The following is a 19804-nucleotide window of genomic DNA, read 5'->3' as shown; positions in this document are numbered from 1 at the left end:
AGCTTTTTTCTTAAAAATCAAATTTTACCCTTGCCCTTATTCCCCACTCCGAAACCTCCGGATTATTGAGGTAATTGAAGCGTTTCACCAGATCTACCCTTAATAATTTAAAGATGTTACCTACGCCAACACTTCCCTCCATATAGGGTTGATTACCTAATGCATAAGTTCTTTGTGCACCATTTTCATAAACAGGGAGCTGATATAACCCTGTTTGAAAATTTGGATTATTTTCATTCCGCAAACCACCATATAATGCTTTAAACGACACTACTTCTCTTAACTTTAATTTTTTGAGCAATGGCACTTTATTAAAAAAGAAGCCATTAAAATTTTGGTCTATATTGATGCTCACATAATGATCGCTCACAAATTCAAGAAAGTTCATCAGGTTATAAGAATTAAGCTGATAGGCATAGGTTTGGTTCGCACGGTGTATATCCAATAAAGGAAAAGGTACTTTCCCGGCGATATAACCACCTTCTAAAGTTACATCGCTATAACCCAACTGCGATAGATAGAAACGTTTATCAATACTGCCCATTAAATTATGGTAATTGTATTCGCCACCAAAAACACCTTTTAAACCTGCAGTATAACGTAAATTAAATACCGGATAACGATCGGCAATGGGCACACGGTATATTTTACCCTGATAAAATTTTTCATTTGGTGCATACCTTAACTGCACGGAAACCTCACTGGTGGTTAGTCTGTTTACCATTTGGTTATTCGAATTTAAATAACTCAATCCTCCAGCCGGAGTCTGACTCCATTTTTTAAAGCCAAGATTATAAGAAAAATGGTTCTCGAACTCTTTAACATAATCTAAACGGTAAAAATCGTTGTACAACAGCATATCGTTTACCCCCCGTTTAAACGAGAGCAGGAAATTATCTTCCTGTACAAATTGCAGCTCTTGCCCGGGTATTTTGGTATCGCGCTGAAAACTGGCCCTAACGTAGTTTTGAGGAAATTCGTAGATCGATTTGTTATTCAGCGAATAGGTTGCTGAAAGGAAAAACTTCCACTTCTCATCTTTAATCCCATAAGCTACATAGTTTTCGAAGTAATAGCGTTTACTGAGTTCGGGGGTTGTTCGGCCACCGACACGCAGCCTTAAACCTTCTACATTGTTAAAGCTATAAAATGTATTTACGGGGCCAATTTCGTAAGGACCTAGATTTTGATAACCTGCGAATAAGAGCGTAACGATTTTCATTGTACGTTTAAAGGATGGCAGGTTTTGCAGGGTATCGATATTACCATAAATTTTCAACTGGTTTGTCGAAATGGTATCTAACCTGTTTTTCTCCCAGAACTTATCGTCTTTTTTTGCAGCATCGGCCAGTACAACGGTACTTTTCCCCTGAAAAATAGTGTCTGGCAGCGCCGTATCAAACTGGTAATTTTTAAAAGTAACGCTACGCTCACCTGTAAAGCCAATTCCTTTGGTTTTACCGATACCAAAATCGGCCAAAAGATTGCTTTTGCTTAAACTGTATTTGCCTTTATCGTTTGCTTCAAAATTTAGATCGATTTTAAGTGCACGTACAAAGTTGAGGTTAATATTTTTATTTACACCAAAAGAAGCTCCGGTAACGGCATAATGCTTATCGTTGGTAACATAAATCTTCCCCTCAAATAACATATCGTTTGTATTACGCGGTGTAAAAGACAGCTCGATTACTTCAGGTTTCTGTGTTTTAATGGTATCGGTAATAAAAAACTTATAAAAAGAAGGAGCACCATCTGCAATTGGACTCAAAAATTCGTTACTGATTACAGAAATATTGTTCTTGTAAATATCAATATCCTGATACATCCTGTCGAAATAGGTCTTCATTCCCTTATTATCAATGTAACGGCTGTCAAATTGAACCTGTTTTTCCCCGATTATAATGGTTTTGTTCTTTTCTGGATTTTTGCTCAGGTAATTATCGGCCAGTTTCTCCTGAATATAAATTGGGAGGAGATTTTTGCCACCAATCAATGTTGAATCTTGCTCCTGAAATAAAAACTGATAATTCCTGAACATTTTTTTGTTCTTAAACTTATCAGACACATTACTCAACGAGAACAACATTTTTTCGTATTGCCTGAAAGAAACAGTATTATAACTCTTAATGCGGTTTTCTTCTTTATGGGCAATTACCTGGCGGATCAATTCTACCGCCGGATTATCTTTATTGCGATATTTTATCTTTTTACCACCCACAATGACCACTTCATCTAGGGCCCTCGAATCGGGTACTAAGGCAACATCAAGTTCCTGTGTTGCAGCAGGTACGGTATTTTTAAAAACAGTGCGATAACCTACATAATTAAAACTCAGCCCGCTTTGTGGGTTAGGAGAAATAAGGGTATATTTTCCGTTCACATCTGTCTGAGTGCCTATTTGGGTATCTTTAAAAAAAACGGAAACATTAGGTAATGTTTCTTTGGTTACGGCATCGCGAACCGTTCCCGATACAGTGGTTCTTTGCGCAAAAGCATTTACCTGCAAAATAAAACTGAGCACCACGGATAACAAAAATGAATAAATCGGTTTCATTTAACTTGAAAAAATAAACTGCTTTTGCATAATATAATTGTAGCTTAAGCCCGTTAAAACAGCGCTCAAAACTTTGGCGAGTACGTAATTGAGATTTAAAAAATGGGTAAGGATAAACACTCCCGCTGTTACGATGATCAGGTTGCCCGCCCATACCAAAATGTATTTCAATATCTGCCATTTAATGGATGCAGATTCACTTTCGAAAACCCATTTCCGGTTCACATAAAAGTTAACTGCCCCGCCTGCAACCGTACCTGTAATACTTGCTGCCAGATACCACCAGCCAAAAAGATTTACGGCAACAATGGTCACACCGAAATCTGTTGCCGAGGCCACTAAGGATGATGCCTGTGCTTTTAGATAAGTGAACATCATGGTTAAAATAGTTCTAAAAAAACAACCAGTTGCAGTATAACATTTGCATAAATCCCAGCCAGTACATCATCGGCTATTACGCCCCATCCCCCTGGCAATATTTCGAGCTTTCGGATATAAAGGGGTTTGAGGATATCGAAAAACCTAAAAAGAACAAGCCCTATTAAAGTGTATTCCCATTTTAAAGGCACAAATAACAGGGTGATGCACATTCCGGCAACTTCATCAATCACCACCCTGTTATGGTCTTTACCCCAAATTTCTTCTACCTTATCGGCACTCATTACCCCAATCATCACAATAAACATGGTGAAAAGCACTGGCCACAAATAGGGATTGGTATAGGGGCTCTGGAAAAAGTGCCAGCAGATGCATGTTGCTATAGCAGCATAAGTACCTGCGCCTTTGCCGATATACCCGATTCCCAGAGCCGTTGAAAGAAATTTGTGGATAAACACTATACTGTTTCTATCAGTTCTTCTTCGTAATCCTGACCTAAATGGGTGATCAATTCTTCGCCCATGATGTAACGTAAGGTATTCTGAAGTTTCATTAACTGTTTAAAAATGTCATTTTCTGCAGGTACACCTGGGATCGTTTGTGGCGATTTCAGGTAAAATGACAACCATTCCTGAATGCCTGACAGGTTTGCACGTTTAGCCAGATCGATAAACAAAGCAAGGTCTAATACAATTGGTGCGGCTAAAATAGAATCGCGGCAAAGGAAATTAATCTTGATCTGCATTTTGTAACCCAACCATCCGAAAAGGTCTATGTTATCCCAGCTTTCTTTGTTATCACCATGAGGCGGATAATAATTGATCCTGATTTTGTGGTACATATCGCCATACAGATCAGGATTAACCTCTGGTTTAAAGATATCTTCCAATACCCCCAGTTTTGATACTTCTTTTGTTTTAAAGTTATCCGGATCGTCTAATACCAAACCATCGCGGTTACCTAAAATGTTATCAGAGAACCAACCATTTACACCTAACGAACGTGCGGCCAAACCAGGCGCCAAAATGGTTTTCATTAAGGTTTGACCGGTTTTAAAATCTTTGCCGGCAATTGGGGTATCGGTTTCTTTAGCCAATTCAATTAAAGCAGGAATATCAACCGTTAAATTAGGTGCACCATTGGCAAAAGGAATTCCTAATTTTAATGCAGCATAAGCATAGATCATACTTGGCGCAATACGCGAATCGTTATCTCTTAAACCCTGCTCAAACGCAGCTAACGATTCGTGTACTTCTGATGGTTCGAAATAAATTTCGGTAGAACCACACCAAACCAGCACAATACGGTCGCAATTGTTTTCTGCTTTGAAGTTTTTAATATCATCCATTACGGCTAAAGCCAGTTCGTAACGGTTATCGAGATCTTTTACATATTTACCATCCAGGTTTTTTACATAATTTCTATCGAAAGCAGCACGCATCGGTTTAATGGCCTGTAATTCTTCACGCACATCGCGCAACAGGTTAGCATCCAATACACGGGCATTCATTGCCGCTTCGTAAACATTATCTTCATAAACATCCCATCCACCGAAAACCAAGTCTTCAAGACCAGCCAGAGGCACAAAATCTTTAATTTTTGGTTCTCTTTTTTCTGTTCTTTTCCCTAAACGGATGGTACCCATCTGTGTTAACGAACCGATAGGTTTTGATATTCCTTTTTTAATTGCAGCAACTCCGGCAATCATGGTTGTTGCTACAGCGCCTAGTCCTGGCATTAATATTCCCAGCTTGCCTTCAGCTGCTTTTACTTGTTGTTTCATTCTATTTTATTTAAAATCTTATAACCAATTATTTTTACGGTACCAGTTTATCGTTTCTGTAAGGCCTTGTTCCAGCCCAAACTGAGGCACAAAACCAAAGTCGTTCTGAATATTTTTAATGTCACAGCCCCAGTTAAGGGCGGTGAGTTCTTTTATCTTATCTACATTTAAGGTTGGTATTTTATTAAATACGCCATACAATCGTTCCATCGACCAGGCAAGTCCCTTAATCATCTGTACAGGTACATTAACGGTCAATGTTTTTTTGTTTAAAGCCTTACGCACATGGGCAGCTAGTTCAGAACGGTTATAAACTGCCCCATCAGATACATTATAACTTTTACCAACTACATCAGACGCGAGTGCTTTTATAATGATATCGGCTAAATCGGTGGCGTACACAAAGCTTAATTCCTGCTCCTGCTTGCCGATATATAGCTCCAGCCCTGCTTTAATAGTTTTAATTAAGATGAAAATGTCTTTCTCACGCGGTCCATACACTGCCGTAGGCCTGAATGTGATTAAGGGCAGATCCGGAACCTGAGCCAGGTATGTTTCAGCAAGGGCTTTGCTGATCCCATAATTGGTTACCGGATTTGAGGCACCCTTATCGGTCAGTTTTTCATTCTTTTTATTTAAAGGCCCCAATGCGGCCAAACTGCTGATAAATACAAATTTCTTTATTCTATGTGCTGATTTTGAAGCCGCCAAAGCGAGGTTTCGGGTGTAAATGGCATTTACCTGATTGTAATCATCGAGTTTTTTCGCCTTTGTTACCGCAGCCGCATGAACGATGTAATCGTATTTTTTTTCTTCTATATTTTCTTTTAGCAGGTAGATCGAAGAAAAATTAAGATCCACGTAATTGATCGGAAAACCTTTAAGGTGCTCTGCCGTGGCCGATTGGCGGACATTTGCATACACCTCAAGATCATTTGCCAAAGCAGATTTAATCAGGTGATAGCCCACAAATCCAGTTGCTCCTGTAATCAACACCCGCTTTTTCATATCGCTTTCTCTAAAATCCTATATTTACGATATAACTTCCCACCAATATCTTCAATGGGTTTATTGATCAGATCGTTATGGTCTAAAGTCCAGCTGGCCTCTGCATATTTCATGTTTTTAGCCTTGAAATGTTTGATGATACGGCCATAAAGACAGGCTTCAATACCCATTTTACGGTAACCATCTACTACACCAAGCAATAAAATCCGGATACCATCGATTTTCTTTTTGTTCAATAAAAGCTTGATCAGACCTGTTGGAAACAACCTGCCGCGTTTAATTTTGATCAAAATCTGGTTGATATCAGGTATAGCCAACGCAAAGCCCACAATTTTGCCGTGTTGCTCGGCCAGGATACAAAATTCAGGGTCAAGAATCAGTTTTAGGTCGTTTGCCGTATAGTCAAATTCTTTATCTGTCATTGGCACAAAACCAAGGTTTTTATCCCATGCTTTATTATATACTTCCCTCACTGCATTACATTCTTCCTTGAATTTCTTCATGTTGATTTTACGCAACACGATGTCGTTACGGAGCAACCGTTCTTCAATCCTATCCAACAGTTTAACTGATCTTTCGCTATAATTGCCTGCGGTATAGCGGTAGGCCCTTAAATCGACGTTTTTCTGAAAACCAGTTTGTTCCAAAAGCGACAGGTAATATGGTGCATTATAAGGCATCATGGCTACCGGCGGCCCGTCGAAACCTTCAATCAGTAATCCACATACTTCGTTGGTTGAAAAATTTACCGGACCCAAAATTTTTGTAAGTCCTTTATCCATTAACCAGGCTTGTGCTGCATTTAAAAGCTGTTGCGCAACTTGCACATCATTAATACAATCAAAAAAACCAAAGAAACCATCATTCCCGCCATAAACCTTATTGTGGTTGGTATTGTTAATGGCTGCAATTCGTCCAACTACTTTACCTTCATCATAAAGCAAAAAAAGCTGGATTTCAGAATGTTCGTAAAAAGGATGTTTGCCTGGGGTAAGCAGATCGCGCTGTGCAATAAAAAGTTCGGGAACGTAATTTACATCGCCCGCGTATAATGCATGCGGAAAATCTACAAACGCTGCTAATGCTTTTTTATCAGAAACCTTTACCAGTTCTCTCATGATTGGCTTCCTACTAATTCTACGTTAACGGCCTTAAAAGCAGCGCTTAGTTTAGTTATAGCCAATTCGATCTGATCGAAAGTATGTGTGGCCATTAAAGAAAACCTGATCAAAGATGAATCTGAAGGCACTGCTGGCGAAACTACCGGATTTACAAATACCCCATTTTGCTGAAGGATATTCGTAATCATAAAAGTTTTGGTGTTATCGCGGATATAAATAGGAATAATCGGGCTATTGCTATGCCCAATATCGAAACCTGCATCGAGCAAAAGTTTCTTCGCGTATTCTGTATTGGCCCAAAGTTTATCAATCCGTTCAGGCTCCGATTCGATAATATCCAATGCAGCAATCACACTTGCCACAGCAGATGGTGGCATACTTGCACTAAACATCAGTGAGCGCGCACGGTGCTTAATATATTCGATGGTTTCAGTACTCCCGGCAATAAAACCGCCCAATGAGGCCAGCGATTTGCTAAAAGTACCCATAATGAGGTCCACATCCTCGGTCAGATTGAAGTGTGATGCTGTTCCCGATCCATTAAACCCAATTACACCAAGGCTATGCGCATCATCCATCATAATGTTGGCGCCAAATTCATTGGCAATTTCTACCATTTCTGGAAGATTAACCAAATCGCCCTCCATGCTGAAAATACCGTCGGAAACAATCAGTTTAGCGGCATCTTCTGGTAACCTGCTTAATTTTCGACGCAGATCCTGCATATCGTTATGCGCATATTTAATGGTGCGCGAAAAGGATAAACGGCTTCCATCAATAATAGAGGCATGATCGTACTCATCCAACAATAGATAATCGTTACGATCTAATAAACAAGATATTACACCTAAGTTAACCTGAAAACCAGTGCTAAAAAGCACAGCCGCTTCTTTGCCCACATATTCGGCCAAACGATTTTCCAATTCCTGGTGAATATCAAGCGAACCGTTCAAAAATCGCGATCCTGCACAGCCGGTTCCATATTTTTCGATGGCTGCTTTTGCCGCTTCTTTTATTTTAGGATGATTGGTTAATCCTAAATAGGAATTTGAACCAAACATGAGTACATTTTTTCCGTTTATAACCACCTCGGTATCCTGGCCTGATTCTATCGACCTGAAATAAGGATATAATCCCTTTTCTTTTATCACCGCCGCATCCTTAAAAGAGGCAATTCTATCTTGTAATTTTTTACGCATGCTGCACAATATATTCTTCAGTTTTTAAAACCCTGTTCTGAAAGTTTGGTCGATACCAGAATGCTACTTGTGGATATTAAAATCAACGGTATAGATTAAGGCCGCATTAACCAAACGATTTGATAACACAATTTTAACGCGGAATTGAAGCCAAAAAAAGGTTCAAATGTGGGATATATTGGTCAAAAAGTGGGATCAGCAAAATGTGACATTCAGATGAATTGACCAATTGACATTCTGACTTTTATTATAAAATAGTAAAATGATAAAAAACCCATAAAAAAGCATAATAAATCACATAAATTACTGTTTTTAAGTTAATTAAAATTACATATTTATTAATCAAAAGATTGAAAATTGATCAGAAATTAGTCATTTTAAAAAAAATTACTTGCAAAATTGATCCCTAATATTACATTTGTCAGAGCAAAATCCGACAGATAAAGGGCGAAAAACTATCCGTAAAAAGGTGGCTAAAATTGTAGTGCAAAAGATGATGGAATCTGTTAAGAAATTATTAAAAAAAACGCCGACCGATTTTATGCAACAAGAGTTACTCAATAAAACCTTTTCAGAAAAAAACCATGAGGAAGCGCTTTCTTTAAACGATGGCCTGATGGCAAAAATCCATCATAGTAGCGATCCGCATTATTGCAGTTCGGAGCCTTTCCGCGTATCGAGTTATGCTTTAATTCTGATCACAAAGGGAAAGATGAACCTGAAGATAAATTTTGTAGAACATGTATTAAATCAAAGAGATATTCTACTCATTTTTCCACACGCTGTTTACGAAATTAAGGATAACAGCGATGTTTCTTTCATCAGTATCCATTTTAACAAAAGTTATTTAAAAACCAAGGGGATATTCTTTAATAGCGGAAATGCTTACAGGATGTTCCAGAACAATCCCACCCATAAATTTTCATTATCAAAAGAGGAATATACATTCATTTATTATGATATGCTTGCCCTACACAAAAAACTGAATGTACCTAAAGATACTCCTCAGATTAAAAACATTGTGCATAATAGCTTCCTGGAATTACTGTATGACCTCTTTCTGATAAAAAACAAACAGAAAGATCCGTTACCTTTTGCTCACGACAGCAAGACAGAACTCACTAATCGTTTTTTATCACTGGTTTCGGAAAACTTTAAACAGGAAAAGCGTGTAATTTATTACGCCAACTGCTTACGCATTACGCCAAGGCATTTATCGCAGGTTGTTAAACAGGTAACCGATAGAACGGCAGGTGAAGTTATTGATGAAATGGTGATTAGGGAAGCGAAGTTATTGTTAACGAGCCATGTGATGAATATCTCGGAGGTAGCCATGGAACTGCGCTTTAGTAACTCCTCTTTTTTTGGTAAGTATTTTAAAAAACAGACGGGAATTACCCCATCTGAGTATAAATTATCGAATAATATTGCGGTTTAAGCCGATAAACTTCATAGCTAAAACTTGGCCTAAACTGATTTTCAATGATAAAGAAATGTTTCTCGACAACGCCATTGACAGACTCCAATAGGATGATCGTCATTCCCGCGCAGGCGGGAATCTTAAAGCTTATAGCATTATGATTCCCAATCAAGTTGGGAATGACGATTCCATGCAATAAAATACTAATTCATTAAAATTCCCTGGCGTAGGCAGATAGAAATCTTCAAACCTAATCTATTCCTTTTTTTTGGAAAGCAGAGACAGAGGTGCTTCGGTTCCCCTAGTCCCGCTCCCGATAGAAGGAATCGGGGATAACGCTGTCGGTCGGGTTTATTCTACGCTCATAGTACTGCTATTCATGCCACCTAAACCCGATCAGAGCGGGATGCTACCGATTTTTCATCGGGAGCAGAAGCGGGAGCGGGACGGAACTACTCCAAATGCTCCCGCAATTGCTTTCCCAAAAAATAAATGTTAATATTATGGTTGTGCACTAGTCAATTTTTTACCCGCTATATCTTCCCATCTGTAAAAATGAAAGGTTTTATCATCACTCATGGCCACTAATAAACCGTGTTTAAAATCGGCGTTTAAAGGAACTGAAACCACATCAATACCATCGGTTTGATTAGCAGAATACTTTATCGTGGTTAAAAGTGGATGCGGATGGGCAGCATTGGCCTTAGCCACCCGATCGTATACTTTTAACTGCCTGGCACCCTGGTCCGATACGAGGATATACCCATTATTTCCTGAAGTTTTATAAATAGCGATTCCTTCATTGTCGACAGCGAAATCACCCTGCCCAAATAATGCCAGTTCTTTATTTCCCTTGGCTGGGTCTGCATAATACTTGCGCACCCCTACCTGTTCATCGCAATAATAAACGTAACCCAGTTCATTATCAACAGCAATGGCTTCGATTTCTTTTTTACCGCTATACTGCCCGAATTTCCGTACCAAATCGGCTTTAACATTGCCTTTTCCATCATCTGCCAATAAATATTGCCAAAGATAACCTCCGTTTTTAGGGCCCGTTTTACGGCCAACAATGGCATAAATTTTTCCACTTGGATCGGTATACATCGAAATCCCCATTAAATCGCGGTACTCTGCCCCTGTTTCTCCTACAAAAACAGGAATTCCGCCATTGTCGATTGCTTTCATATCGGGAAGAGAAAATATCCGTAGTTTATGCGTGTAACGCTCTGTTGTTACCACAATATCTGTCTTTTTTCTGGCCAACTGCAAACCATAGGCAATATCAACGTTATTAGGACGCTTTAAGCCTTTTATGGTTTTAGACCTGATGATTTTACCTTTCAGATCGAAAACATACAGACCACCATTGGTATCTTTATCGGTACCGATAACTAAAGACTGCGCCGGATTGTTCGGATTTACCCAGATCGCAGGATCGTCGGTATCAAAGTCTACAGGTTCAGACACATATAAGGGTTTTACTGCTGTACTGCTTCGATTTTGTGCGCCTCCATTACAAGAAATGGTCAGGCTTAAAACCGCAAAAGCGGCAAATTTTAATATATTGTTATACTTCATTTTATATTTTAGTTCCATATGCACCAACAAATGTAGAAGGTGATGGAGAGATATAGGTGATACCATTTTTCATTATAATTCCAGCTTGGTGATGGCGGGTAAAGTTGGTGATACCCTTACCCAAAGCTGGCGAGTTGCCTTGCAGGTGAAAATCCCACGCGGTATTGAAATCGGCATTGGTAACAGCAGTATTTAAGGGATAATTCACAAATTTAGGATCATTTGCACCGGCTATATTACTAATTACATCGTTTTTACCGCCCACAATATCGCCAGTTGGCTGAAACTGGTTTACGGTGGTCTGGTCGAAACCATAATACCAGTTATTACTGTAGACAGAACGGCTATCTTCAGGCTTTTTCGGATCTCTTTTCACACCAAAACGGGTATTGGCAAAAAGATTATTATACAGATCGGCACGCACCGTGCTCTCCAGCCAGATTGATCCGCCTTTGGCCGTTGGTCTTCTCCAACCTGTATTTACCATGGTATTGTTATAAGCAATAATATAGGTCTGCGGGGTTTTATCTCCAGTGTTAGATAATTTCAAAGCATTGGTATTGGTGCTATAAACTAAATTATAGGCTATATCTGCCAAGCAGCCCGATTTAAAGTTCATGGCTTCGCCTCCTGTTACACCAGTGGTATAAAAAACATTATTGGCAAAAATGATTCTTCCTCCTTCAATATAAGTACAATCTTCCTGAAAATTTCTGATGGTGCTATTTTGAACCACCAGCCTGCCCCTGGCATTGGCAAACCAAAGGGCGGGTAAACTTTCGCCCGCAACAGCTTTATACAAGCCCATTTTTACCGAAGTAGAGGCATCGGAGGTTTTGGCACCACCATATTCGAGAATGACATGATCGAGCACCAGTTCTTCGCATGTTGGACCGGCCAAAATACCGCCCCAAAGCTTTCCGAATTTTTTTGATGAGGTTTTATAAAATTCATTGACAGTAAACTTGACTGGGTTTTCTGCAGTTCCAAGTGCATACAGATTACCTTTTATAATAATTTCTGGTTTCGCAACCGTATCCATCAGCACCGTTACCCCCTCTTCAATCGTTAGTGTTTTTCCTTCGGGAATCACAATATCGCCTTTAATTACCTGCGTACTGCCTTTGGCCCAAACCCCGGAAACCTCACCAATTGCCGAGCCATCAACAGCAGTAGTATCAACATCTATATTGGCTTTTTCACATCCTGCTAAGGCTAGCATAACAAGGATTAATAATTTAAAAATCTGATTTGATTTCATGTTTTTGTATCTTTAAATGCTATTAATTAAACTTATATCTGAAGCCAACAAGATAGTTTTGGCCATAATAATCGCTTCTGATCAAGGTATTTCCATTTTTAACCAGATCTTCTTTAATATCGTTATTTGCGGAATTTGTACCTTTTATAAATAATTTTGTTGGTGTATTTAAGATATTATTAGCCTTTACAAAAACACTGATACCACCTTTAAAACGTTTTTCGGCCGAAGCATCCATCTGTACAAATCCTTCCTGCCATAAATCGTTATTTAAGAATTGTGAAACCGTATTGATGCGTGGCCCTGTATAAGCACCTGCAACCTGAACATCCCAGCCTTTTTTAGTGTCTTTAAACAATAACGATAAGTTGGCAATATGAGCCGACTGACCGTAAAGCGGGCGTTCCTGGTTCACATTAGCGGGCTCTGTATCTCCGGTAGTATTATTAATAACCCGAGTGGTTTTAGTGGTGTTAATGCGCGAATGGGTATAGGTATAATTGGCCTTTATGCCTATTTTGCTGAAATATTTGATATAATCTACTTCTGCGCCATAATTATTGGCCGTACCAAAGTTGCCCGGGGTATAAAAAGTATCCTGTCCACGGACAGCATCGGCCTGAAAGGTATATTCAATAGGATTTTTGATCCGCTTATAAAAAGCACCAAACAGCAATTGTTCTGAAGCGCCTGGAAAAAGCTCGTAACGTAAATCGAAGTTATCGGCTAAGGCACGTTGCAGGTTAACATTACCACGCTCTACAAAATCCTCATTAACCACTTTTCCAGGTACAATTTCGTAAAAGCCAGGACGGTTAAGGGCTCTGTAATACGAGGCATGTAATTGTGCTTTTTGGCTTAAAAAGTATTTTGCGGTTAAACTGGGTAGTAAATCGGTATAAATCTGATTACCTTTCGGAAAAGCTTCACCTGCAGCAAAAAGCAGGTTATAACCCTGGTTGGTATGCTCTACCCTTAAGCCCCCAATAATTTCTAATTTGGCAGAGTTATACTTAAACATACCATAACCAGCTGCAATTTTCTCACTGGCATCATAGGTCAATGCATTAGATACTGCTCCTGTAGGATTGGAAACCACTAAATTCAGATCGGTATAATTCTGAAAGTCAACACCATAAATATCACGGGCATGATCAGCCGTTGGGCCTAAACTATAACTGTTAAAGAAGCTGCTCCTTTGTTTATCACGATATAAACCCCCTGCCATAATATCCAGTTTATGTTCGCCAGTTAGAACCTGGTAAGTCAAATCCAGGTAACCTGCTAAATCTTCATCGGTATTGCGCTCCCACCTACGGGTAACCGGATTGGTATTGACCAGACTGGTACGTTTGCTTTGAAAATTCTGTTCTACCCCATTTAAACTGATATTGGTATTTTCGGGTACATCATTTTTAGCCGAAGAATAAACAGCCGACCATTGTACTTTAAATTTATCATCAAAGAATTTGTGGTCGCCATGCAACGTAGAATTGTAAATCTGCTGCTCGGTTAAGCGGCTACGGGTATCGTAAACCAATTCTGCATTTCCAGCTGTTGGATTATAAACCCCATTATAGGTAGTGGTTACCGCATCTCTAACCTGCTGATTTTTCAGGTTAACATATACATTGTATAAACTGATCTGGTGGTCTTTGTTAAAAATATAATCAATTTTTCCATGTAAGCCTGTGCGTTGCTGTTGCTCAGAAAATTCGCGGTAACTTTTGCTGGTAATTTTTGCATAAGAATCAGTACCTACAACCGAGTTATTGTAGAAGGTACTGTTGCTGCCACGGTAGGTATTCTGATAGCTTCCTGCCAGTACCACCCCTAATTTATTATCCAAAAAGCGCTTACTCAAGGATAAGCTACCGATTAAGTTAGGTGCAGGATTTTTATACTTATAATCAAGTGTTCCCTTACTAAAATCGTTCTGTGTAGCATTATAGGTTTTCCCATTTACCTCGTAAGGCGATTTGTAATTAATACCCGAAGCATCATAACTGGTAAACTTACGATCGAAAAACAACTGGCTATAACCGGTAGAAACATTGGCATTTACCTGCAACAAGCCTGGGGCATTTTTCATCACCATATTAATGGCACCGCCAATGGCATCGCCCTCTAAATTTGGCGTAAGGGTTTTATACACCTCTAAACGGTCGAGTAAATCAGCAGGAAAAAGATCGAGCGGAACATAACGATATTTATTATCAGGACTTGGGATTTTAACACCATTTACCAAAGTATAATTGTAGCGTTTATCCATTCCCCTTAAAATGGCATATTGGCCATCGCCGTTGCTGTTGCGTTCTATTGATACACCCGAAATACGTTGCATCACATTGGCCACCGTTAAATCAGGGGAAATCTCGATTGACCTGCCTGATACGATATTCATTAGTTGTGGAGCATTTTTTTCTAAACGCCTTGCACCCTGATCGGTAGAACTAACTGCATTTGATTTAATAGTAATATCGTCAAGACTTTTCGAATCGCTCTCCATGTAAAACTTTAAGTGATCGTTATCTTCTTTCAGTACCACTAAGCTTTGCTCGATAGTTTTGTAGGTGATATAGCTTACACTAATTTTGGCGGCACCAACTTCTACATCCTTAAATTCGAAAGTACCATCTAATCCGGTGTTGGTTGTGCGCCTTGGGTTTTCTAAAACCACTGTTGCGCCTACAATGGCCTCTCCGGTTTGCTTATCGTAAACGTGGCCTTTCAGTTTTGTGGCATTAGCTGCGCCCGCACAAAAAAGAAGTAAAAACAGAATTTGTAATCGTTTGTTCATTGTGTTTGGTTATGTCTTTTTATTGTCGACAGGGCAAAGGTGTATACACCAGATTACACAATGAAATTATAAGGGTTACATAAAGGCAACAGCGTTACAACAAGCATATATAAAAAGGCAACACAAAAACATAACAAAATGATTATCAATAAATTAAATAAGCACCAAAACACCATTATGCTTTTATTACCGTTACATTAACGAATTGTTAAGCCCATCAAATCAAAAAAACGGGCCACAATATTACAGCTGATGTAACGGTTATAACGCCTGGATAAATGCTGATAAATTATCGCCTTGTGCCAGATTTAGCTTTTTCCTTAACCTATATCTCGATACCCTCAGGCTATCGGTAGAAATACCAAGTAAGGTTGCCATATCGCCAGAATCGAGGTTCATTTTTAACAATGCAATTAAGCGCATATCTGCTGAAGTAAGCTCATTGCTATATTTTTTCAGGCTTTCGAGAAATTGATGATGCACCTGTTCAAAAGCCAGCGTAAATTCTTTCCAGTTACGTTCGTGATTAAAGCTCTGATTAATTTCGGTGAGGATCTGGTTCATCTGCTTTTTCTGATCGCGCTTATCATCTTTTATCATCGCCTGTAAAGTGCTCCTAAGCTTTTCCAAAAACTGGTTGTGTTTAATCAGGTTTAGGGTATGGGTAGACAGTTCTCTGCTTTTAACTTCTAATAACTGTTTTAGATTTTGCTCTTCGAGCTGAAGATTTTTGAGCGCCAAGCTGGTCATATCGTGTTCTATTGCTTTCTGTCGTGCCAGCATCTGTTGATCTTTTAACTTTAAGCGCTGCCTGCTAAAAATTACAAAACCCAAAACAACTATTAATACTACTACAATGGTGGCAGAAAAAGCAATAATCCTGTTTACTTTCCTATCGTTTTTCAGTTTAGAAATCTCATCTGATTTTTTATTGATATCGTAAAGTACCTGCAAAAATGCCACCTGCCTGGCACCATCTTGCGAATAGAGGTCGATGGTGTATTTATATCCAAGTTTTACATAATGGTAAGCGCTATCCATATTGTTCAACAGTTCATACGCCTTACCTAAATCTCTACAGCAGGAACTTAACTGATAAACATTACCCATCTTTTCGGCCAGTTTAAATGCTGTTTCGGTTTGTACAATACTCTCCTTATACCGGCCTGTTTTACGAAGGATATCGCCTAAATTATTAATTACTTCAATACTCCCCAGGTTATTATGGTCTTCCTGATATAAATTTAACGACTGTTTAAAATGTACGTAAGCAGAATCATAACGCTCCAGGTCTTCATATATGCTGCCCAGGTTTTCGTGTATTTTGGCCGCCCCACTTTTATCGTTAATCTGTTCGTTTATTTTTAAAGCCAGTTTTTGATAGTAAAATGCACTATCGTAAAGTTGCCTTTTTTCATATAACTGCCCAATATTACCCAAAACGGTTGCCTGGCCAATTAAATTATTCGATCTTTTATAAACACTTATGGCTTTGCGATAGCTGTTCATTGCTTTGTCTTTCTGCTTCATGTAATAGTAAAGCACACCCACATCGTTAAGGTTAGCAGCCAATAAAAGCGATTGGTTGGCATTGTTGAATATTTTATCTGCTTTTAAAAAGAATTCTAACGATTGGCTAAAATGACCCTGCGTATAACAAACCTTGCCCATTTGCTGCAAACATTTACCTTCTAAAAGCTCATCATTATCATCAATAGATTTGGCATATATTTTTTTTAATTGAGCCAGGGCAGCAGTCGGATTTTTTTGATTCAGCGCAATAATCGATTCGAATTTTTCTTCCTGCGCAATTGCATTCGAAATGAAAAGCAGAAAAAGTACAAGAACACTAAAGGATTTGATCATATTAAAAATATCTATATCAGGCAATGCCAGACAAAGAAAGAGCGTATATGTTAACTTATGGTTAAGTTGAATAATTAACTGATGCTCGCGAATGCCAAATCTAATTTCAAGATCGGTTTAAAGGATATTTTGTAATTTAGACGTAATATACTAGATAGATACATTGAAGTCCCTAATGGAGAAATTGATTGGTACACTATGGATGGTGATACCAATTTTAACGATTCTTTAGATGGTATCGATTCGATTTTTTATGGCCGGATTAGCTACGATTTATGGGGAATTACCAACTTGGAGAAGAAGAGGTTTGGAGTTGGGCGTTTGGCGTTGATTAACCAATTTACACAAAAAACCGATTAACCTTGATAATGATCTCTATGGAAGAAATAAAAAACGGCGTTAAAGCTTTTTATGCTAAAACCCAAGCCGACTGGCGCCAATGGCTTGCTGAAAACCATGAAAAAGAGGTATCTGCTTGGTTAATTATCTATAAAAAAGATGCATCAGCGAATAGTTTACCTCATAGTAACGCAGTTGATGAAGCACTTTGTTATGGATGGATTGACAGCTTAACAGTTAAGCGTGATGAAGAAAGCCGTTATCAATTTTTCTCTAAAAGAAAAGCCAAAAGTAATTGGAGCGCTATAAACAAAAATAAAGCCCTAAACATGATTGAGCAAGGATTAATGAGCCCTGCGGGTTTGCAAACAATCGAAATAGCAAAAGCCAACGGCATGTGGGATGCCTTGAACGATGTGGAAAATCTGGTTGTTCCTGATGATTTAAAAAAAGAATTTGAATCAAACATGCTGGCACAAACACACTGGCAAAAATTTCCCCGTTCTTCAAAGAAGGCTATACTAAAATGGATATCAGAGGCCAAAAGAGCAGAAACAAGAGCAACAAGGATTAGCGAAACGGTTAGGTTGGCGGGCGCAAATGTGCGGGTAAAATAGAATTTAGTTTGGAGTTTTTAGTCCAAAACCAGAAGTCTTGCGGCAGTTTGCTATAAGAAAATGAAAGGAAGTTTAGTTTATCTCTTGAATAACCATCCACTACAGTCCTAATAATGGGCAACTGAATACAATGAAATAATCTGATCAAAAAAAATAGCGACCAGGATAAACCTGGCCGCTATAATCATTGTGCGCATAAGTAGATGCATTTATCTTAATAACCGCTGTTCTGCTTTAAAATGCCTTTAGAAAGATCTAGCTGATCTTGCGGGATTGGCATTAAATACAATTTATCAGTCCAGGTTCTAACCTGGATAGGTTTAACCGCATCGCTGATACTAAAAATAGATTTCATTACCTGTGGCGCAATTTTCCATCTTCTGATGTCCATATAACGCTGCCCTTCTATAGCAAGCTCTATACGTCTTTCGTTCCTGATCAATTCTCTTAAGGTTGCCTGAGTAGCATATTTAGTTCTGTCTACTACTGGCATACCAGCACGGGTCCTGATCTGATCTAAAGCATCGTATACCGATCCATCAGGACCTGTTAATTCATTTTTGGCTTCCGCATAGGTTAATAAAACCTCTGCGTAACGGATCAGGATATTGTTGGCGTGATTTTCCATCTGATCACGGTAGATTTTCGGATCTACCATTTTACGCACGCTATAACCTGTTAATGCGGTATTACCTGCGCCCTCGGTCCATTTAAAGGTATAGCCGTCTTCAATGGCATTCCATGGGTTTCCATCAAATAAAATACTGGCATAAAAGCGGGGATCCCTGTTTTTATATTCGTTTTTAAATGCCGGATCTTTGGCTTTATACCATGCAGCACGTTGTGCTGGTGTAGGCGGTGTAATTAAATCGCCGGTTTTATAACTTGGATAACTGTTTACCAGCTCTTGTGTCGGTGCAATTGAGCCCCATCCACCTAAATCAGCAGAAGGCAACAGGGTGTTTAAAGCATTAGGATCCTGTTGCGGAATACGCTGTCTGTCTAAAATCACTTCCACATTTCCCTCATTGGCCTGTTGAAACAAGGCTTCGTAGCTACGCAGACCTAAACGGAACTTTTTCTCGTCGTCGGCATTTGCAAAATCTACCCATGCACTGTAATTATCTTTGGCACTTAAGGCATCTTCGGCCGTTACTTTAAACAAACTGTAACCCAAAGTCATTACCTGGCTTGCTGCATCGGCAGCCAATTGCCACTGGCCATCGTATAAGTATGCACGTGCTTTTAAAGCAAGTGCTGCACCTTTGGTAATGCGGCCCTTTTCATTTGGTTTACCACCAGCATAACTTTGCGGTAAAATTTTAGCAATAGCATCTAATTCATCAACTACAAATTTTAATACTTCTGCTTTTGGTGTTCTTGGAATATTTTCTCTGCCAAGCTCAACAGTTTTTGTCGATAATGGCACATCACCAAATTTACAAATCAACCAGAAGTAGGCATTTGCCCTGATAAAACGAACTTCGGCTTTATAGCGATCCAGCAAAGTTTTATCAATAGCAGTTACCTTATCTGCATTATCTAAAAAATAATTGGCACGGCCAATTGCGGTAAAATCCCAGCCTGCATCTAAAGCAGAGTTTACATTACCTGATGATACGTCTGTTGCCGAACTTTCCCACGGATATTGCGCATGTGCATTATCTGCAGCCGCGTCGTCGTACACCATGCCATCGCCAGGTAACTGGTTATACACCCCATTTACGGCCAGGTAAACATCATTTGCGTTTTTCCAGAAAGTAGCTTCCGATACCTGGTTTAATGGTGGCCTTTCTAAAAAATCTTTTTTGCAAGAAACCAAAGCAGTTGATAACAATATGCTTGTAACTATATATATCTTTTTCATTTTTCTATTC

15 protein-coding genes are annotated in these 19804 nt (G+C 39.0%); 3 read left to right on the top strand and 12 right to left on the bottom strand.

The features are described from left to right. Positions 1-10 precede the first annotated feature (10 nt). Genes HDC90_RS10080 through HDC90_RS10050 form a run of 7 tightly spaced genes read right to left on the bottom strand, consistent with a single transcriptional unit; the run spans position 11 to position 8043 of the window. Complete coding sequence (locus HDC90_RS10080) at positions 11-2554, bottom strand: DUF5686 and carboxypeptidase-like regulatory domain-containing protein (RefSeq protein ID WP_184465922.1); 2544 nt, start codon at positions 2552-2554, stop codon at positions 11-13. Then, positions 2555-2932 (bottom strand): GtrA family protein, encoded by a 378-nt coding sequence (locus tag HDC90_RS10075; protein ID WP_184465920.1) that lies wholly within the window; start codon positions 2930-2932, stop codon positions 2555-2557. Positions 2933-2934: 2 nt separating this feature from the next. Further along, on the bottom strand, positions 2935-3390 hold the full coding sequence (locus HDC90_RS10070) for a phosphatidylglycerophosphatase A (protein ID WP_370576599.1): 456 nt from the start codon (positions 3388-3390) through the stop codon (positions 2935-2937). Further along, positions 3390-4715 carry an inositol-3-phosphate synthase gene (locus tag HDC90_RS10065; protein ID WP_184465918.1) on the bottom strand — a complete coding sequence of 442 codons (1326 nt, stop codon included), beginning with the start codon at positions 4713-4715 and terminating at the stop codon, positions 3390-3392. The genes HDC90_RS10070 and HDC90_RS10065 overlap by 1 nt, the downstream gene beginning before the upstream one ends. An 18-nt stretch (positions 4716-4733) precedes the next feature. Beyond that, positions 4734-5723, bottom strand: a complete 990-nt coding sequence (locus HDC90_RS10060) for an NAD(P)-dependent oxidoreductase (protein ID WP_184465916.1) — start codon at positions 5721-5723, stop codon at positions 4734-4736. Further along, on the bottom strand, positions 5720-6841 hold the full coding sequence (locus HDC90_RS10055; protein ID WP_184465914.1) for a hypothetical protein: 1122 nt from the start codon (positions 6839-6841) through the stop codon (positions 5720-5722). Before HDC90_RS10055 ends, HDC90_RS10060 begins: the two co-directional genes overlap by 4 nt. After that, positions 6838-8043, bottom strand: a complete 1206-nt coding sequence (locus HDC90_RS10050) for an aminotransferase class I/II-fold pyridoxal phosphate-dependent enzyme (protein ID WP_184465912.1) — start codon at positions 8041-8043, stop codon at positions 6838-6840. Before HDC90_RS10050 ends, HDC90_RS10055 begins: the two co-directional genes overlap by 4 nt. A gap of 418 nt (positions 8044-8461) precedes the next feature. Between HDC90_RS10050 and HDC90_RS10045 the strand changes: the two genes are divergently transcribed. Beyond that, on the top strand, positions 8462-9481 hold the full coding sequence (locus tag HDC90_RS10045) for an AraC family transcriptional regulator (RefSeq protein ID WP_184465910.1): 1020 nt from the start codon (positions 8462-8464) through the stop codon (positions 9479-9481). Positions 9482-9964: 483 nt separating this feature from the next. Here the strand turns inward: HDC90_RS10045 and HDC90_RS10040 are convergent, their stop codons facing one another. The 4 genes from HDC90_RS10040 to HDC90_RS10025 form a co-directional block, all read right to left on the bottom strand. Further along, positions 9965-11044 carry a phytase gene (locus HDC90_RS10040; protein ID WP_184465908.1) on the bottom strand — a complete coding sequence of 360 codons (1080 nt, stop codon included), beginning with the start codon at positions 11042-11044 and terminating at the stop codon, positions 9965-9967. A 1-nt stretch (position 11045) separates the two neighbouring features. Next, entirely contained in the window at positions 11046-12266 is a 1221-nt protein-coding gene (locus HDC90_RS10035; RefSeq protein ID WP_255497579.1) for a right-handed parallel beta-helix repeat-containing protein, read from the bottom strand. Between the two features lie 61 nt (positions 12267-12327). Continuing rightward, the gene (locus tag HDC90_RS10030; protein ID WP_184465904.1) at positions 12328-15105 is read right to left on the bottom strand and encodes a TonB-dependent receptor; all 2778 of its coding nucleotides are present in this window, start codon (positions 15103-15105) and stop codon (positions 12328-12330) included. Between the two features lie 261 nt (positions 15106-15366). After that, complete coding sequence (locus tag HDC90_RS10025; protein WP_184465902.1) at positions 15367-16971, bottom strand: tetratricopeptide repeat protein; 1605 nt, start codon at positions 16969-16971, stop codon at positions 15367-15369. 198 nt (positions 16972-17169) lie between these two features. Between HDC90_RS10025 and HDC90_RS10020 the strand changes: the two genes are divergently transcribed. Together HDC90_RS10020 and HDC90_RS10015 are read left to right on the top strand one after the other, a co-directional pair. After that, positions 17170-17331 carry a hypothetical protein gene (locus tag HDC90_RS10020; protein WP_184465900.1) on the top strand — a complete coding sequence of 54 codons (162 nt, stop codon included), beginning with the start codon at positions 17170-17172 and terminating at the stop codon, positions 17329-17331. Positions 17332-17348: 17 nt separating this feature from the next. Continuing rightward, on the top strand, positions 17349-17927 hold the full coding sequence (locus HDC90_RS10015; protein ID WP_184465898.1) for a YdeI family protein: 579 nt from the start codon (positions 17349-17351) through the stop codon (positions 17925-17927). 214 nt (positions 17928-18141) lie between these two features. Here HDC90_RS10015 and HDC90_RS10010 read toward each other — a convergent pair whose 3' ends face one another. Beyond that, on the bottom strand, positions 18142-19794 hold the full coding sequence (locus HDC90_RS10010; RefSeq protein WP_184465896.1) for a RagB/SusD family nutrient uptake outer membrane protein: 1653 nt from the start codon (positions 19792-19794) through the stop codon (positions 18142-18144). Between the last annotated feature and the right edge of the window lie 10 nt (positions 19795-19804).

Source organism: Pedobacter sp. AK013 (genome assembly GCF_014205835.1).
Taxonomy (GTDB): Bacteria; Bacteroidota; Bacteroidia; order Sphingobacteriales; family Sphingobacteriaceae; genus Pedobacter.
The sequence above is the reverse complement of the archived record's forward strand: the minus strand, read 5'-3'. Positions and strand labels throughout refer to the sequence as shown.

Bases quoted from the DNA above. Each gene is read 5' to 3' on its own strand.
- HDC90_RS10080 (WP_184465922.1), bottom strand. From the start codon at position 2,554: ATGAAACCGATTTATTCATTTTTGTTATCCGTGGTGCTCAGTTTTATT.
- HDC90_RS10030 (WP_184465904.1), bottom strand. From the start codon at position 15,105: ATGAACAAACGATTACAAATTCTGTTTTTACTTCTTTTTTGTGCGGGC.
- HDC90_RS10035 (WP_255497579.1), bottom strand. From the start codon at position 12,266: ATGCTAGCCTTAGCAGGATGTGAAAAAGCCAATATAGATGTTGATACT.
- HDC90_RS10025 (WP_184465902.1), bottom strand. From the start codon at position 16,971: ATGATCAAATCCTTTAGTGTTCTTGTACTTTTTCTGCTTTTCATTTCG.
- HDC90_RS10060 (WP_184465916.1), bottom strand. From the start codon at position 5,723: ATGAAAAAGCGGGTGTTGATTACAGGAGCAACTGGATTTGTGGGCTAT.
- HDC90_RS10010 (WP_184465896.1), bottom strand. From the start codon at position 19,794: ATGAAAAAGATATATATAGTTACAAGCATATTGTTATCAACTGCTTTG.
- HDC90_RS10020 (WP_184465900.1), top strand. From the start codon at position 17,170: ATGGATGGTGATACCAATTTTAACGATTCTTTAGATGGTATCGATTCG.
- HDC90_RS10055 (WP_184465914.1), bottom strand. From the start codon at position 6,841: ATGAGAGAACTGGTAAAGGTTTCTGATAAAAAAGCATTAGCAGCGTTT.
- HDC90_RS10040 (WP_184465908.1), bottom strand. From the start codon at position 11,044: ATGAAGTATAACAATATATTAAAATTTGCCGCTTTTGCGGTTTTAAGC.
- HDC90_RS10065 (WP_184465918.1), bottom strand. From the start codon at position 4,715: ATGAAACAACAAGTAAAAGCAGCTGAAGGCAAGCTGGGAATATTAATG.
- HDC90_RS10015 (WP_184465898.1), top strand. From the start codon at position 17,349: ATGGAAGAAATAAAAAACGGCGTTAAAGCTTTTTATGCTAAAACCCAA.
- HDC90_RS10075 (WP_184465920.1), bottom strand. From the start codon at position 2,932: ATGATGTTCACTTATCTAAAAGCACAGGCATCATCCTTAGTGGCCTCG.
- HDC90_RS10050 (WP_184465912.1), bottom strand. From the start codon at position 8,043: ATGCGTAAAAAATTACAAGATAGAATTGCCTCTTTTAAGGATGCGGCG.